This is a genomic window from Shewanella electrodiphila (assembly GCF_023283985.1).
Taxonomy (GTDB): domain Bacteria; phylum Pseudomonadota; class Gammaproteobacteria; order Enterobacterales; family Shewanellaceae; genus Shewanella; species Shewanella electrodiphila.
In genome coordinates this window covers 23,141-36,742 of the sequence record NZ_JAKIKU010000009.1, presented here as the reverse complement: position 1 = coordinate 36,742, position 13,602 = coordinate 23,141, and the positions used below count along the sequence as shown (strand labels likewise).

The following is a 13,602-nucleotide window of genomic DNA, read 5'->3' as shown; positions in this document are numbered from 1 at the left end:
TCAGGGTAATTATCATACCCATAAGTGTTATACAGAAAAAAACCTGTATATAGGAATAAACAAAAGGTCTATCCCAAAAGTATTAGTGTTACGAAGGTTACACTTACGACATAAAATTGCAAGATGTAACCCTTAAATTTAGATTGTAACCAAGAGTTTTCGCTTTTACAGACTGTTTTCTAACTGAAAAATCATTTTTTCAGCTGTAAACTCAAACTCAATAAACACCGTGATGTGATTGTCGGTTTCATCAAAACGAGTGTTAACAGAGTCAAAACGTGTTTCTGCTTTTTCAATAATCGCCTGAGCATCCGCTAAGGCTGTTTCGCCTTCAACTTGCAAAATCAACTGTGTATCTTGTTCATCGATCACAGTACCGATATCAACAAATGAACCACAATCATTACAGCTATCACTAACTTGAACGTCTTGCTTAGTAATCGTTTTAATCATATTAATCGCCTTTCACTGCTATAAAGCGTCAGCATAACGTAAAAACTGTCATTTATTATCTAGCTAGTTCACACAATTAGCAGAACATAATATTCAACAAATGTGACAACAACAATCATTACAGTTTAAAAATCAAGCAACTGCATAAAGCTGGTTTGCTAAAGTCTCACTTATTTTACGCTGAGTGGCTAATTGATCTAAGAAATGAATTTGATTTATTTCTGTAATTTCTGGAACTGATTGTTGGTGTTTTAATTTAGTAAGCTCATCGCAATTAGCCAAAACGATTTGCATTTCATCCTCATATTGCCCGCGAGTCACTAATGCTTCGGGTTTTAAAGCTTGTTGTAAATGAAATTGCGATACCCCGCCGCGTTGAAAATCAGTGGCGTGATCTATAGCTTGCTGTTGTGATAAATCACATACGAGTTGTTGAGCTTGAGGTAACTGAAAAGTTTTGTATAGTTTTTCATCGACATTGAGTTCTTTATCAAGTTGAAATTGTGACATGTCACGAGCATCAACAGACAACATAGATAAAAGAAGGCCAAATTCACCACGACGATCATGTTCAATCGCATCATTTAAACGATTGCCCAGTTGTAGTTCATTGACTAAAGGAAACTCAATTTGCATATAAAAACATCATTAATTACTGCGATTGTTATTTTATCGACCACTTGAACAAATACTTGAGAGTTATTTTCGATTTTGGCTTTACTTATATTTAATTCGTGACTATTATTCTCGCCGCAATTGAGGAGGGGTTCCCGAGTGGCCAAAGGGATCAGACTGTAAATCTGACGGCTCAGCCTTCGAAGGTTCGAATCCTTCTCCCTCCACCATTTGCACCAATGATAAATATACCGTTTCGTGGAGGGGTTCCCGAGTGGCCAAAGGGATCAGACTGTAAATCTGACGGCTCAGCCTTCGAAGGTTCGAATCCTTCTCCCTCCACCATTTATCGGTATGGTTATTATTAAAATAAATTGTTGTGGCCAACAATTTTGCATAAAAAGTAAGACAAGTAAGAAAATGTGGAGGGGTTCCCGAGTGGCCAAAGGGATCAGACTGTAAATCTGACGGCTCAGCCTTCGAAGGTTCGAATCCTTCTCCCTCCACCACTTCTTATGCTTTAAAATGAAATCTCATTTTATTCTTTATTTCTTGATTAAGTCTATCTCGTTTTTAAACTGATATTTTTTTGATCTTGTTCACATTAATCGGAACACCTTCTATTACCTAACTGTAAATTAATGATTTTTACCTTTCATCGGCTAAAACATCCTTTAAGCAAAATATAAATAAGACTATGATATTGATCTCTTTTCTTTTAAAGGTTCCATTATGTCTAAACAATGGGTTAAACAGGCAATCGCCAAAATCGAAGCGGACTTTCAGAGAAGCGCTGACACGCACTTAATCAAATTAGACCTTCCGCAACTTGATGGCATCGATATTTACCTTAAAGATGAAAGCACTCACCCAACTGGCAGTCTCAAACACCGATTAGCTCGCTCATTGTTCTTATATGCCATATCCAACGGCTGGGTAAACGAACATACCAGTATCATAGAGTCATCATCAGGCAGCACTGCCGTATCAGAAGCATATTTTTCACGTTTATTAGGTCTACCTTTTATTGCCGTCATGCCTTCATCGACCGCAAAAACCAAAATTGAGCAAATCGAATTTTATGGCGGCCAATGCCACTTTGTTGATCATAGCAGTAAAATATATGCAGAATCGCAACGTTTAGCAGAGGAATTAAATGGTCACTATATGGATCAATTTACTTATGCTGAACGTGCGACCGATTGGCGTGGTAATAACAACATCGCTGATTCTATATTTAATCAAATGCAAAAAGAGCCCTATCCAATACCTGAATGGATTGTGATGAGTCCAGGCACTGGTGGTACATCCGCTACCATAGGCCGTTATTTAAACTATCAGCAATTATCGACCAAGTTATGTGTTGTTGACCCAGAAAACTCGGTCTTTTATGACTACTATCATCAAGGCGATCAATCAATCACGTGTGAAAATGGCAGTAAAATTGAGGGTATTGGTCGACCAAGAGTTGAGCCTTCATTTATTGCAGGTGTTGTAGATGACATGAAAAAAATCCCAGACGCTGCTTCTCTTGCAACCATGAATTGGCTTGCCAAGTTGATTGGAAGAAAAGTCGGTCCCTCTACAGGAACTAATTTATACGGTGTGCTGGAACTTGCCTGCGCAATGAAACAGACAGGCCAAACGGGTTCGCTAGTGACGCTTTTATGTGATTCAGGTGAACGTTATCTTGATACTTATTATAATGCACAATGGATTGATAACAATATCGGCTCAACAGCGCAGTATGATGCATTGTTGGAAAAGTTTAATACGTCTGGATCACTTAAATAACTTATTTATTGACTGATTAGTTTGCATAAAAAAACCGCTTAATAGCGGTTTTTTTTATAATCAGAATGCTGAGTAACTTAACGTGAAGTTCTCTTGTACAACTTATTAATCAATATCTAAATACTTATGTGTTTGGATTGATAATCGCCAATTACGTGCAATACAGGTTTTCATCGCAAGTTCAGTCGCTCTTGGCTTTTGACTGATTGGTTGCAAACAAATGGTTTTACCTGTGGTATCTATTGGGTTTAACAATTCATCCAATTCATCGATATGTTTTTGAGTTGCTATAGGATGTTTTATCTCATTTGCACGCATTAATGCTTGATCAAGTACGGCATAACCACCCTTCATGTTCACTTTTGGCGATACGGTAACCCAAACGTCTTTATGACAAACCACATCAAATGTGCCACTGGTTTCAATTTGTATATCGTAACCTGCGTCAATCAATTCATTGGTTAATGCTGATAAATCATATAAACATGGTTCACCGCCCGTTAGAACAATATGCTTTGCGGTAAAACCTTTCGCTTTAAAGGCATTAATAAGGCTTGATGCATTATGTTCTGACCAGCGGCCGATAGTGCCATCAACTTGAATAACTTGTTCTTGTGAGACGTTGTTTTCAGCTAGCACTTCCCAGGTTTGCTTGGTATCACACCAGGAACACCCTACAGGACAGCCTTGAAGACGAACAAAAATCGCTGGTACGCCAGTAAACGTTCCCTCGCCTTGGATTGTTTCAAACACTTCGTTTACTGGATAATTCATGTAAATGCCTTACTTTTAAAAAGTGCAGATAATCATCTGCTATATAAAGAGTATGTTTTGTTTCGAGGGCGCATTTATAGATGATTTTCAATGTAGCTGCAAGTTTTTGCTATAGCTTGCTGCAATAAGATAAAATAGCGGGATAATGTATTTTTCAAACTAATAGCGAGTCATTCTTAAACAACTGAGGTTCAGTTTGTTTAATAACGAGCCGATATGAGTTTTACAGTGAGATTTTATGTCAAAAGCAATCGTTGTTTTTAGTGGTGGTCAAGATTCCACAACGTGCCTAATACAGGCAATGACAGAATATGATGAAGTTCATGCAATAACCTTTGACTATGGTCAACGTCATCGTCAAGAGATTGAAATAGCTCAATCATTAGCTAAACAGCTTAATATCGCCAGTCACAAGGTCATGGATGTCAGCTTATTGAACGAGCTCGCTATTTCAGCGTTAACTCGAGATTCAATTCCAGTCTCACATGAACTTATGGAAAACGGTCTACCAAGTACGTTTGTCCCAGGTAGAAATATTTTGTTCTTAACTCTTGCTGGTATTTATGCGTATCAGCTAGGTTGCGACGCCATTATCACGGGCGTTTGTGAAACCGATTTCTCGGGTTACCCAGATTGTCGCGATGAATTTATTAAGTCCATGCAACAATCACTGGCATTAGGTATGGATAAGCCACTTAAAATTGTGACACCATTAATGTGGCTAAACAAAGCTGAGACTTGGGCACTGGCAGATAAGTACCACTCGTTATCATTAGTCACTGAAGAAACGCTCACTTGTTACAACGGCATTAAAGGCAGTGGCTGCGGAGACTGCCCTGCGTGTTTATTACGTCAACGTGGGTTGGATGATTATCTTAGTAATAAATCTACTGTGATGGCGTCTTTAGAGTCTAAGCAATAACGTTATTCGAATTATTTGATTCTAATCAGAATCGTTATCAAAGATTAAAATTTATTCTTAGCTACAATTAACACTATGACTCAATTTAAATGGATTTTTACTATGCCAAGAAGCCGCAACAGCAGTGCAGGAACCTACTATTTCGCAATAGTAATCAGTGTCATTTGCACTGTGTTATTTGTCTCAACGATGACACCAATGGCAAACATAAACATTGATGCTTTGCTCAGTTATCGTTACGACAATATCGCTGCTGGTGAACTATGGCGGATTGCGACTGGCAACTTACTCCATACTAACCTATGGCATTTGCTAATGAACTTAGCTGGTTTTTGGGTCATTTTGTTTTTACATGAGATGCACTACAAAGGTCATGCTAGCAAGTTTATGGGATTGTTTTTCAGTTTATGTATTCTTGAAGGCCTAGGTTTGTACTTCTTTTATCCAGAACTTAAAGGATACGTCGGTTTAAGTGGTCTACTGCACGGCTTATTTACCTTTGGCGCGTTATTAGACATCCGAAAAGGGTATATTTCAGGCTACTTATTACTCGTCGGAGTCTGTCTTAAAGTGGCTTATGAAATGTACTTTGGCGCGAGTGAAAGTGTTAGCTCACTGATTAACGCAAGAGTCGCCACTGAGTCACACTTCATTGGTGTACTTAGCGGATTACTTTGTGGTCTTGTTTGGTTGCCTCTTATCAGGTTTTTCAAACATCAGAAATTGGTTTCAGGTTAGCATTAAAAAATTTAAATGGGAGCCAAGCTCCCATTTCCGGTTTACTCTTTATTGACGTAAGCCAGCATTATTAATAAAACAAGTACCCCAATCAAACCGATAGGCAACCAAGTATTTATCTGCAGTACAGTATCAACACTAGAGCCCTGATGAATCCCCGTGGAATTGATAAATTGCTCAATTTTATTCAGGCCTAGGTAGTCACTCCATATGCTAATGAGGCCTAAAATCTGGATACAGGAAATAGTAAACAAAATTTGGTTTTGGCGTTTATTCGACTGTTCTGCTTTTCTAGCATAAGCTCTTTCTAAATAGTCCTTAAAAAAGCTCACGTATGTTTTTGCATGCTCTAAACTACTTTCAACATTCCATTTAGACTCAATTTTCTGGTAAACGTCTTCATTATCAGATTCTATAGCTAGCTTAAAATTTTCATTGTTCATTCGTAACAACTCAATTTTATTAATATATTCATCAATAACGTTCCGTTTGGAGCTTAATGTTTTCTTCGTGTTATTAGCTAAGATATGACTATTTAACTTATCTAGCACACGACTATAAAAACTCACGTAGTACCAAGTCGACTGTATATGATGTTGTATTGGTGCAAAACGATAATATCGACCAATATCTTTGGTAATAATGGTGTGAAAGCGACTAAAAAAAGCATAGTGCACGCAATCATTGTCAATAATCGTTGTGTTATTACCTTTAACCCTTTCAGCAATGGCATTGCAGCTTAAAAACTGTTGTTTCACTGCTTTATTTTGCGGTGATTCATCCACAAAAAAAGTAATGTTTCCAGAATTGTTACCAATGTAGGCAAGAGGTCGAGTGCTACTTCTTAATGAGATATGACTGATTGCTTGGATCTGTTTACATACAGTTAATCGAACAGCATTACCCCACTCACTCAGTGATGAGTCATCGTGTTCTTTAACCAATAGATTCCTCAATGTGTTGTAAAAGTCGACTCCTCCTTCAATTAACTCTGTAGATAATAAAGTTTCTAGTTGCCCATCAGGTATATCAAAATGTAGCTCTACCACCAGCACAAAATTGAAAAAACGTTGGTCAAAAACCAGCTCATAGGTGGTGTTATCTAGATCAAGATACTCACTGATATCATGTTGGCCATTCACTAGGAATTGTTTTTGCGTTAAGTCCTGCTTAAGCAGCTCATTAGACACTTTAGAGTCTTGGTTACCATAGATACTTTTATAATTGGATAAATCACGATGTAATTTATTAAATTGCTGTAACCATTCAACTTTAAAATCATTCTTATCGAATGTACCAATTAAGCGGCCAATTCGGCTTTTTTTACTAATAAGTTGTTCATACTGCTCTGCATCAACCTCTATAGGTTGAACATACATGACACGTAATTTGGGCATTTTAAATTCTTATTATGGTTTTTTGTGATTAATACTGCCGATATTTAAGGCTGCTATAAAAATTGCTTTTCGGGATGAGTTAAATAGTCATCAGATAGTTGCTCTTTACGGTAATCAATCGTGAGCTCTTCATTAGCTTGAATATCTCGAAGAGTGACTAGACGCATAGGGTGATATCTAATTTCGGTATTAGGGGTTCTTGAATGGTTTATATAGCTATATTTAGTTCTGAAATTACGTACCAGCAACGTTGTGTTGTTGAGGTAGTTACACTCCATAAAAATATAATTTTTATATGGCTCAATTTCTTGCGCCATTAACTGCTCAATTTTTTGGTAATCGGAAATTGAAACCACCTGCCCGTCAAAAAGATACAGTATCTGTTCTTCTTTTAATAAATCTGTGGCAAATAAACCAAATCCGTGTAATTCACTTTGTTTAATATCTGTCTTAGCGATGGTATTAAGCGTTGCTGCTTTTACAAAGTTAAGTTCTTGGGTTTTATCACCGGCATCGGAAACTGACATAAAGAAACCTATAATAGTGGATTAACATAATTTCAAAGGAGAAAAGATTACTTTAACTTATCATTCTATACTTTGAAATATCAGCACTTTAGAACAACAAAAAATATTCGTCAAAAGAATTTCGAACCATTAAAATATGTCATTAATAGCAGCGAGGTGCGCATTTCAATGTCAATTACCGGTATTTTCTTGTTGGTATATAGTGGGCCGCCAAATTTGCATCAGAATCTCAGGATTTGTTATTGGCAAAAAACCAAACTGAGCATAGAGTTTATGGGCATCACTTGTAGCAAGCATCATTCTTCGAAGACCAATTACATCTTTGTGATTAACAATCGAGTCAATCAGCCATTTGCTTAAACCTTTCCCCCTGTGTTCATCAACAACAAACACATCCGCTAAATAACCAAAAGTTGCATGGTCCGTAATTAATCTTGCAAAACCGACTTGTTGATTTGATTCAGTTAGCACGCTAAAACAACTTGAATGCTCTATCGCTTTTTGTAACACGGCCATCGGAATATCTTTAGCCCAATAGGAGTGAGTAAGAAATTGATGAAGGATGTTGATATCAATATCTTCTTTATCCGTGCTAATTTTAAACCCTTTCACTTGGAGGTCTTTTCTATCACTGCCTCTTTTATCCATGCCATCACGCCTTACACAATTAGTCATTAGGTTTTATTTACAGAATGTTCAATCAGGCTCTTTGTATAAGCAAGTAAGGCTTTATCATCCATCCTTGACGACTTTGCTAAGCCATTTAATACACCTTGTTGATCAGCCTCTGAGCGATGCTGGCCTAGTTTCAGTTTTCCCTCAACATGGGTAATTTCAATTTTAAAACCCACGATGGCTTTAGCGAGTTTTTGCTTATATTCCTCAGGAATAAAACCGCCACTTTCAGCTAATGACGGTTCATAATATTGAATCGTGTCTGAAAGGATTTGTAAGATCTCTTCGCTGCTTGTTAGGCTTATATGCCCCTTTACATGTACGGCAGCATAATTCCAGGTCGGCACCGCTGGATAACTGTCATACCATGTGGGAGAAATATAGCCATGAGGACCAGAAAAGACCGCTAAAATAGCTTGGGTATCAAACGCTTTCCAATGACTATTCGCTTTAGCAAGATGACCATATAAAGTGCCTAGTTTTCCTTCATCACGTTTTAATAATAAAGGGAGATGTGATGCAGTTAAATCTTGAGTGGTTAAAATGGCAAAGCTGAATTCATCTATAAAGTCATGGATCTGTTCAAGTGATTCCATTTTTAAATTCTTAGGTATATACATATTGCTCCCTGCTATAAAAAAGCTTAAATAAAAAGCTTATATAAACTTCCTATGCTACGTGTTTAGGTTAACTTTTTATCTTAATACTTATCCTTTGAATAAATAATCTTACCTAGCTAAGTTCAAGTTATTTAGTCTCTAAGTAACAAGCCAAACGCTGCTGTAATGGCAAAATGGCATCTTTGTCATTCATATATTCTTCAATCGACATTAATTGCCAATATTGACCTTCATCTCCAAAGTGAATCGACTCAATCTCTAGCTGTGTCGCCTGTGCAACAAAGAAGTATGAAATACCATCAGATGTTTGATTAATGGCTTGTTGTTTATATATCAATCTCTCAGTAGGTAATGCAATAGAAAATTCTTCATGCAATTCACGTAACACACATTGTTCAGGCGTTTCATTTCCTTCACGCCCACCCCCAGGAAAGTCCCACATATTTGCAAACGGAATTGAACTGATATTATCACGTCGATAAACCACTAATTGCTCGTTATAAAACAATGCCAATTTACAACCAGTGAATCCTTGTTCGTTACTTTTGTCGTTGTCATTGATAATTAAATTCAACATCGTTAAATAATCCCTTAAATAACAATAAAAAACCAGTGACTAGCACTGGTTTAGTAAACAGGTTTTAATAAAACCACAAGTTACGCGATAACAATAAACCCAACGAAAGTAATGGCCGCTGCAATCAGTGTATAAGGTAGCTGAGTAACAGCATGACTCACCAAGTTACACCCTGCACCTTGCGCTGCAAGTACAGTCGAATCACTATAAAAACAAGCCTGGCTACCAAAAGATGAAGCTGATAATAGTGCGCCAATCACCAAAGGAATATCAGCATTAACAGCTTGTGCTAATGGCATAACAATCGGAATAGAAACTGCAAAAATTCCCCAGCTAGACCCAGTAGCAAACGCAAGTATCGCCATAGCAATAAATACCACAGCCGGTAACAGCTGCGCTGTCATATATGGGCTTAAGCTTTCAATGACAAATTGCGGTAGCAATAATTGATCGCATACATCTTTGAAAATAAATGCTGCGATAACGGTGCCGATTGCAGGCAGCATACTTTTAAAGCCATCAATCATTTGCTCCATCATCTCTGCAAATGGCATGAGCTTTTGTACTGCGTAATAAGGAATAGTTATCACCATTGTTGCTAATAAACCTAACCAGACATCAATGTCAAAATACACAGTAAAGCCTACCAACATGATTATCGGCACTAGAAAATTATGTAGTTTCCCTTGGTGATCAGCAGTTTTAAATTCATCTTCCATCGCTTTAACAGCGTAATCATTACTGGTTTGGATATCCGCAGATTCATCGACAGGGATCCCAATACCTTGGCGTGCTTTTAACTCAGCTTTTTTCATCGGCCCAATTAAAGGAATAATACCTAAAATAACCAGCGGCACCATAATGACAGCAACCCAGGCATACAGCATATAAGGTATCGCTGACATATATACACTGATTGCTTGCCCCGTTTCTGCAATGCCATTGTCTACCAACAAGCCACCAAAAAATACTGCCCAAGTTGACAATGGCACTAATACACATATTGGCGCAGCAGTTGAATCAACAACATACGCTAGCATTTCACGAGAAATTCGAAACTTGTCAGTCACTCGCTTCATGGTTTCACCCACTGTAAGCGCATTCAAATAATCATCAATGAATATGGCAACACCCAATACAAACGTCATCATCAAAGACGATTTAGGGCCTTTGGCGACTTTCAGTGCATTTTTACCAAAGGCAAATGCACCGCCCGTTCTAACCAATAAAGCAATCAAAGCACCAAAAGTACCACACACTAAAATAAGCCAGCCGATGGTTTCATCTGCCATGACTTTAAGTGATATTTCTGAAAAGTTTTTTAATGCTTCTGCTGGCTCAAGCATCAATAAACCCACAACAGCACCTATCACCAAAGCGAGAATAGGTCTTCTTAATATAATTGCTAATATCAAAACAACCACAGGCGGGATCAAGCTGATCGCAGATGGCTCTGTCATGACGTCTTTCCTTGTTTAAATTTGATTTTGAAAAATGGAGATGCAAAATAATGTCGTTATGTCTTGGAGTCAACAAAAATAAAACATAAACAGCAAATAAAATAAGAATTTTTGACAAAGAAATCAACTATGAATAATTCATCATGACTGAATAAGCAGTCACCATATCGCAGGTAACTGAATAAACAGTCAAGGTTATAGGTTTGTTCTTATTGAAACGTGGAATTTAACGAGCAATAAACGTCACATCAAAGCGCCCTAAACCGCCGTATTCGAGTTTAAGAGGTACATCTAGTGCCATTTTAACCACACCATAATACGAACCAGTAATGATTGCTTGGCCAGCTTGCAAACTAATCCCTCTTTCACTTAAATGATTTACTAACCAATACAAAGGGTTTTGTGGCAAATCACATGGGTGCTCTCCCACTACATTTTGTTGTTGTTCACCTTGTTGAAGTGACAAAGCAATATTAGACGCACTATAAGCTAAAGATTTTTCAATTTCAGGCCCCAAATATAGCCCCTGATTGCTTAAGCCATCTGCCAAGCGTTCAAAGTGATTAGCTGGATAGTCCTTTGTAAACCTTGGTTGTATAAGCTCTAAAGCCATTCTAGTTGGACAATAGACAACCGTGATTGTTAATTATGGATTATTAATTATTAATACTTTGAGTAAAATAAACGAATGAGATATCCCCTTTCCTGCCTCATTCGCCCTACGTTGAATTTGCGATTTTTAACACAGTGATTGCTAAACATGATGGAAGTATCAAAAACACCTTCGGGTGTTTTTTTATGTCTACAGCATAAGAAGTCGTTACTTCACACGTCATGAGGATTATAATTCTATGTAATTTTTTATCTTGCTTGCTAAGTTATCTGTGATTGTCGGATTGCCAATTATCGAGAACCTTACTAGGAGCACCATGACACAACTCACCTTAGACAAAATTGATTTCGCGATTCTCTCAGCGCTACAACGCCATGGGCGCTTATCCAATCAAGAATTAGCAATCAATGTGGGGTTATCGCCTTCTCCGTGTTCTCGTAGAGTTAAAGCTTTAGAGGATGCTGGTTTTATTGCAGGTTACGCAACACTATTAAATGCAGAACAATTCAACCTAGCCTTAACGGTGTACATTCAAATCCGCTTAGAAAAACACGCCAGTGACATATTAGAGGCATTTGAAGCCGATATTATTAATTATGAAGAAGTTCAAGAATGCAGTTTAATCACCGGCAGTGAAGCTGACTATCACCTTAAAGTGTTAGTCAAAGACATGCAGCATTACAAAGTATTCTTACTGGATAAACTCACGACAAACCCACATATAGCGGGGATCCATTCAAGCTTTGTACTTAAAAAAGTGAAAAGTAGCACAGCCATTCCCATCAGTTAATGTGCGCTATATCAAGTTTGTGCCAATCTGTATAAATATATTAAATTGCGCCAGCAAACCTTCCTGGTTGTTATAACGAAAATATATTTCAATATATGTAAATATATCACATCAATTTTCTATACACCCTTTATATACAGCAATTAAATATCGCCACAGGTATTAATCCAGCAATATAAAACCATTGCACCACGTCAATAAAACACTATGATGCGCGCTCTTTATATTTTCATCCTCATCAGAGAGCCATCATGAGTGCACAAGCAAACGGACATTTTAGTTCAAGAATCGGTTTTATTATGGCCGCAGCAGGATCTGCTGTCGGTGTAGGTAATATTTGGGGATTCCCAACACAAGCAGCAACCCACGGCGGTGGCGCATTTTTACTCGTATATGTGTTGCTCATTATCCTACTGGGTTACCCAATGTTGATGGCTGAGTTAATGGTGGGTCGTCATGGGCAGACTAACCCTGCAGATGCCATGGCAAAACTGGGCAATTCTGCAATATCAAAGCAGATCGGTAAAACGATCGGTATGATTTCGATTATCACAGCAACACTGATTTGTACCTTTTACAGTATTCTTTCTGGCTGGTTTGTCAGTTTTGCGCTAGCACCCATTGCACAAATGGCAGACCAACCTGATATTGCAAACTGGTTTACCGAGTTTTCAGTTTCAAGGAACTTAGTCTTTTCTTTAGTGTTTATCGCGTTAGTTGTTCTAGTGATCCGACAAGGGATCCAAAAAGGTATCGAGCGTTGGTCTAAGCGTTTAATGCCATTGTTGCTGATAATGCTGGTGTTAGGGGCGGTTTATATCTTAACTCAGCCAGGGGCAATGCAAGGTTTAAAGGTATTATTAGTTCCTGACTTTTCAATGATATTTAATGCTGATGTATTAATTGGTGCCTTAGGACAAACCTTCTTCTCATTAACTGTGGGAACAGGAGCGATGATGGTTTATGGCGCCTATCTAAATAAACAAGAGAACATCGGCCAATTAACTGCTTACGTGACGTTAACTGACACCATGGTAGCTTTTCTTGCTGCGCTAATGATTATTCCAGCAATGTACGTGGCGCAACACAATGGCGTTCAAATATTTGCCGACGATGGCAGCTTACTCAACTCAGATACCCTTGTGTTTAGTGTTCTACCTGCATTATTCGACTCTTTTGGTGGCATCAGTCAATATATTATCGCTATCGTGTTTTTTACGTTAATGACCATTGCCGGATTAACTTCTGCTATGTCGATTGCTGAAGTGCCCACCAGCTATATCGTCGAAAAGACATCATTAAACCGCAACAAAGCGACGTTAGTTGTCGGCGTCTTTATCGCCATCATGGCCAGCATCATTGTGTTTAACTTTAGTGCATTATTCGGACTCATCATTACCTTAACAACAGAGCGAGCACAGCCTTTAATAGCTTTAGGTATTGCGATATTCATGGGTTGGGTTTGGCATAGAAATAAGTTAATGGAAGATATTGCGCAGCAGGATTCTGTTAACCCAGATAGCTTTTTTTGGCGCTTATGGCCTGTCTACGTTAAGTATATTTGTCCGCTATTAATAACAGTGATAATTCTACAATTATTTATTGGTTAGCTAGAAGCTTATCTGTAAGCGAGGGGTTCATCTGCAA

15 protein-coding genes and 3 tRNA genes are annotated in these 13,602 nt (G+C 37.9%); 8 read left to right on the top strand and 10 right to left on the bottom strand.

The genetic code is table 11. The features are described 5' to 3' along the window. Nucleotides 1-165: 165 nt before the first annotated feature. Both L2737_RS15810 and L2737_RS15805 read right to left on the bottom strand, forming a co-directional pair. Nucleotides 166-453, bottom strand: coding sequence for a DUF406 family protein (locus tag L2737_RS15810; protein ID WP_102527228.1), 288 nt, complete (start codon nucleotides 451-453; stop codon nucleotides 166-168). A gap of 132 nt (nucleotides 454-585) precedes the next feature. Then, entirely contained in the window at nucleotides 586-1,089 is a 504-nt protein-coding gene (locus tag L2737_RS15805; protein WP_229368580.1) for a VC2046/SO_2500 family protein, read from the bottom strand. 124 nt (nucleotides 1,090-1,213) lie between these two features. On the opposite strand from L2737_RS15805, the gene L2737_RS15800 reads away from it, so the two are divergent. The 4 genes from L2737_RS15800 to L2737_RS15785 all read left to right on the top strand — a co-directional run bounded on the left by L2737_RS15800 (nucleotide 1,214) and on the right by L2737_RS15785 (nucleotide 2,862). Next, nucleotides 1,214-1,298, top strand: a tRNA-Tyr gene (locus L2737_RS15800). 30 nt (nucleotides 1,299-1,328) lie between these two features. After that, nucleotides 1,329-1,413, top strand: a tRNA-Tyr gene (locus L2737_RS15795). Between the two features lie 79 nt (nucleotides 1,414-1,492). After that, a tRNA-Tyr gene (locus L2737_RS15790) sits at nucleotides 1,493-1,577 on the top strand. Nucleotides 1,578-1,800: 223 nt separating this feature from the next. After that, on the top strand, nucleotides 1,801-2,862 hold the full coding sequence (locus tag L2737_RS15785) for a PLP-dependent cysteine synthase family protein (RefSeq protein ID WP_283108376.1): 1,062 nt from the start codon (nucleotides 1,801-1,803) through the stop codon (nucleotides 2,860-2,862). 105 nt (nucleotides 2,863-2,967) lie between these two features. Here L2737_RS15785 and queE read toward each other — a convergent pair whose 3' ends face one another. Then, nucleotides 2,968-3,636 (bottom strand): 7-carboxy-7-deazaguanine synthase QueE, encoded by a 669-nt coding sequence (gene queE / locus L2737_RS15780; RefSeq protein ID WP_248956341.1) that lies wholly within the window; start codon nucleotides 3,634-3,636, stop codon nucleotides 2,968-2,970. 238 nt (nucleotides 3,637-3,874) lie between these two features. On the opposite strand from queE, the gene queC reads away from it, so the two are divergent. After that, nucleotides 3,875-4,558, top strand: coding sequence for a 7-cyano-7-deazaguanine synthase QueC (gene queC, locus L2737_RS15775; RefSeq protein WP_229371814.1), 684 nt, complete (start codon nucleotides 3,875-3,877; stop codon nucleotides 4,556-4,558). A gap of 102 nt (nucleotides 4,559-4,660) precedes the next feature. Beyond that, the gene (gene rrtA, locus L2737_RS15770) at nucleotides 4,661-5,296 is read left to right on the top strand and encodes a rhombosortase (protein ID WP_248956340.1); all 636 of its coding nucleotides are present in this window, start codon (nucleotides 4,661-4,663) and stop codon (nucleotides 5,294-5,296) included. A 41-nt stretch (nucleotides 5,297-5,337) separates the two neighbouring features. Here rrtA and L2737_RS15765 read toward each other — a convergent pair whose 3' ends face one another. The 7 genes from L2737_RS15765 to L2737_RS15735 all read right to left on the bottom strand — a co-directional run bounded on the left by L2737_RS15765 (nucleotide 5,338) and on the right by L2737_RS15735 (nucleotide 11,069). Next, nucleotides 5,338-6,693 (bottom strand): hypothetical protein, encoded by a 1,356-nt coding sequence (locus L2737_RS15765; protein ID WP_248956339.1) that lies wholly within the window; start codon nucleotides 6,691-6,693, stop codon nucleotides 5,338-5,340. Nucleotides 6,694-6,746: 53 nt separating this feature from the next. Further along, the gene (locus L2737_RS15760; protein WP_248956338.1) at nucleotides 6,747-7,220 is read right to left on the bottom strand and encodes an SET domain-containing protein; all 474 of its coding nucleotides are present in this window, start codon (nucleotides 7,218-7,220) and stop codon (nucleotides 6,747-6,749) included. A gap of 171 nt (nucleotides 7,221-7,391) precedes the next feature. Beyond that, complete coding sequence (locus tag L2737_RS15755; RefSeq protein WP_248956337.1) at nucleotides 7,392-7,868, bottom strand: GNAT family N-acetyltransferase; 477 nt, start codon at nucleotides 7,866-7,868, stop codon at nucleotides 7,392-7,394. Between the two features lie 26 nt (nucleotides 7,869-7,894). After that, the gene (locus L2737_RS15750; protein WP_248956336.1) at nucleotides 7,895-8,515 is read right to left on the bottom strand and encodes an FMN-binding negative transcriptional regulator; all 621 of its coding nucleotides are present in this window, start codon (nucleotides 8,513-8,515) and stop codon (nucleotides 7,895-7,897) included. 127 nt (nucleotides 8,516-8,642) lie between these two features. Next, on the bottom strand, nucleotides 8,643-9,092 hold the full coding sequence (locus L2737_RS15745) for an NUDIX hydrolase (protein WP_248956335.1): 450 nt from the start codon (nucleotides 9,090-9,092) through the stop codon (nucleotides 8,643-8,645). Between the two features lie 80 nt (nucleotides 9,093-9,172). Next, on the bottom strand, nucleotides 9,173-10,552 hold the full coding sequence (locus tag L2737_RS15740) for a Na+/H+ antiporter NhaC family protein (RefSeq protein ID WP_248956334.1): 1,380 nt from the start codon (nucleotides 10,550-10,552) through the stop codon (nucleotides 9,173-9,175). A 226-nt stretch (nucleotides 10,553-10,778) separates the two neighbouring features. Next, nucleotides 10,779-11,069, bottom strand: coding sequence for a hypothetical protein (locus tag L2737_RS15735; protein ID WP_248956333.1), 291 nt, complete (start codon nucleotides 11,067-11,069; stop codon nucleotides 10,779-10,781). 412 nt (nucleotides 11,070-11,481) lie between these two features. On the opposite strand from L2737_RS15735, the gene L2737_RS15730 reads away from it, so the two are divergent. Next, nucleotides 11,482-11,955 (top strand): Lrp/AsnC family transcriptional regulator, encoded by a 474-nt coding sequence (locus tag L2737_RS15730; RefSeq protein WP_102435604.1) that lies wholly within the window; start codon nucleotides 11,482-11,484, stop codon nucleotides 11,953-11,955. A 251-nt stretch (nucleotides 11,956-12,206) separates the two neighbouring features. Beyond that, nucleotides 12,207-13,565, top strand: a complete 1,359-nt coding sequence (locus tag L2737_RS15725; protein WP_248956332.1) for a sodium-dependent transporter — start codon at nucleotides 12,207-12,209, stop codon at nucleotides 13,563-13,565. Nucleotides 13,566-13,602 lie beyond the last annotated feature (37 nt).

Excerpts from the sequence above, each read along its gene's own strand:
- L2737_RS15750 (WP_248956336.1), bottom strand. The coding sequence starts at position 8,515 with ATGTATATACCTAAGAATTTAAAAATGGAATCACTTGAACAGATCCAT.
- queE (WP_248956341.1), bottom strand. The coding sequence starts at position 3,636 with ATGAATTATCCAGTAAACGAAGTGTTTGAAACAATCCAAGGCGAGGGA.
- rrtA (WP_248956340.1), top strand. The coding sequence starts at position 4,661 with ATGCCAAGAAGCCGCAACAGCAGTGCAGGAACCTACTATTTCGCAATA.
- L2737_RS15755 (WP_248956337.1), bottom strand. The coding sequence starts at position 7,868 with ATGGATAAAAGAGGCAGTGATAGAAAAGACCTCCAAGTGAAAGGGTTT.
- L2737_RS15785 (WP_283108376.1), top strand. The coding sequence starts at position 1,801 with ATGTCTAAACAATGGGTTAAACAGGCAATCGCCAAAATCGAAGCGGAC.
- queC (WP_229371814.1), top strand. The coding sequence starts at position 3,875 with ATGTCAAAAGCAATCGTTGTTTTTAGTGGTGGTCAAGATTCCACAACG.
- L2737_RS15765 (WP_248956339.1), bottom strand. The coding sequence starts at position 6,693 with ATGCCCAAATTACGTGTCATGTATGTTCAACCTATAGAGGTTGATGCA.
- L2737_RS15740 (WP_248956334.1), bottom strand. The coding sequence starts at position 10,552 with ATGACAGAGCCATCTGCGATCAGCTTGATCCCGCCTGTGGTTGTTTTG.
- L2737_RS15725 (WP_248956332.1), top strand. The coding sequence starts at position 12,207 with ATGAGTGCACAAGCAAACGGACATTTTAGTTCAAGAATCGGTTTTATT.
- L2737_RS15805 (WP_229368580.1), bottom strand. The coding sequence starts at position 1,089 with ATGCAAATTGAGTTTCCTTTAGTCAATGAACTACAACTGGGCAATCGT.
- L2737_RS15745 (WP_248956335.1), bottom strand. The coding sequence starts at position 9,092 with ATGTTGAATTTAATTATCAATGACAACGACAAAAGTAACGAACAAGGA.
- L2737_RS15730 (WP_102435604.1), top strand. The coding sequence starts at position 11,482 with ATGACACAACTCACCTTAGACAAAATTGATTTCGCGATTCTCTCAGCG.
- L2737_RS15760 (WP_248956338.1), bottom strand. The coding sequence starts at position 7,220 with ATGTCAGTTTCCGATGCCGGTGATAAAACCCAAGAACTTAACTTTGTA.
- L2737_RS15810 (WP_102527228.1), bottom strand. The coding sequence starts at position 453 with ATGATTAAAACGATTACTAAGCAAGACGTTCAAGTTAGTGATAGCTGT.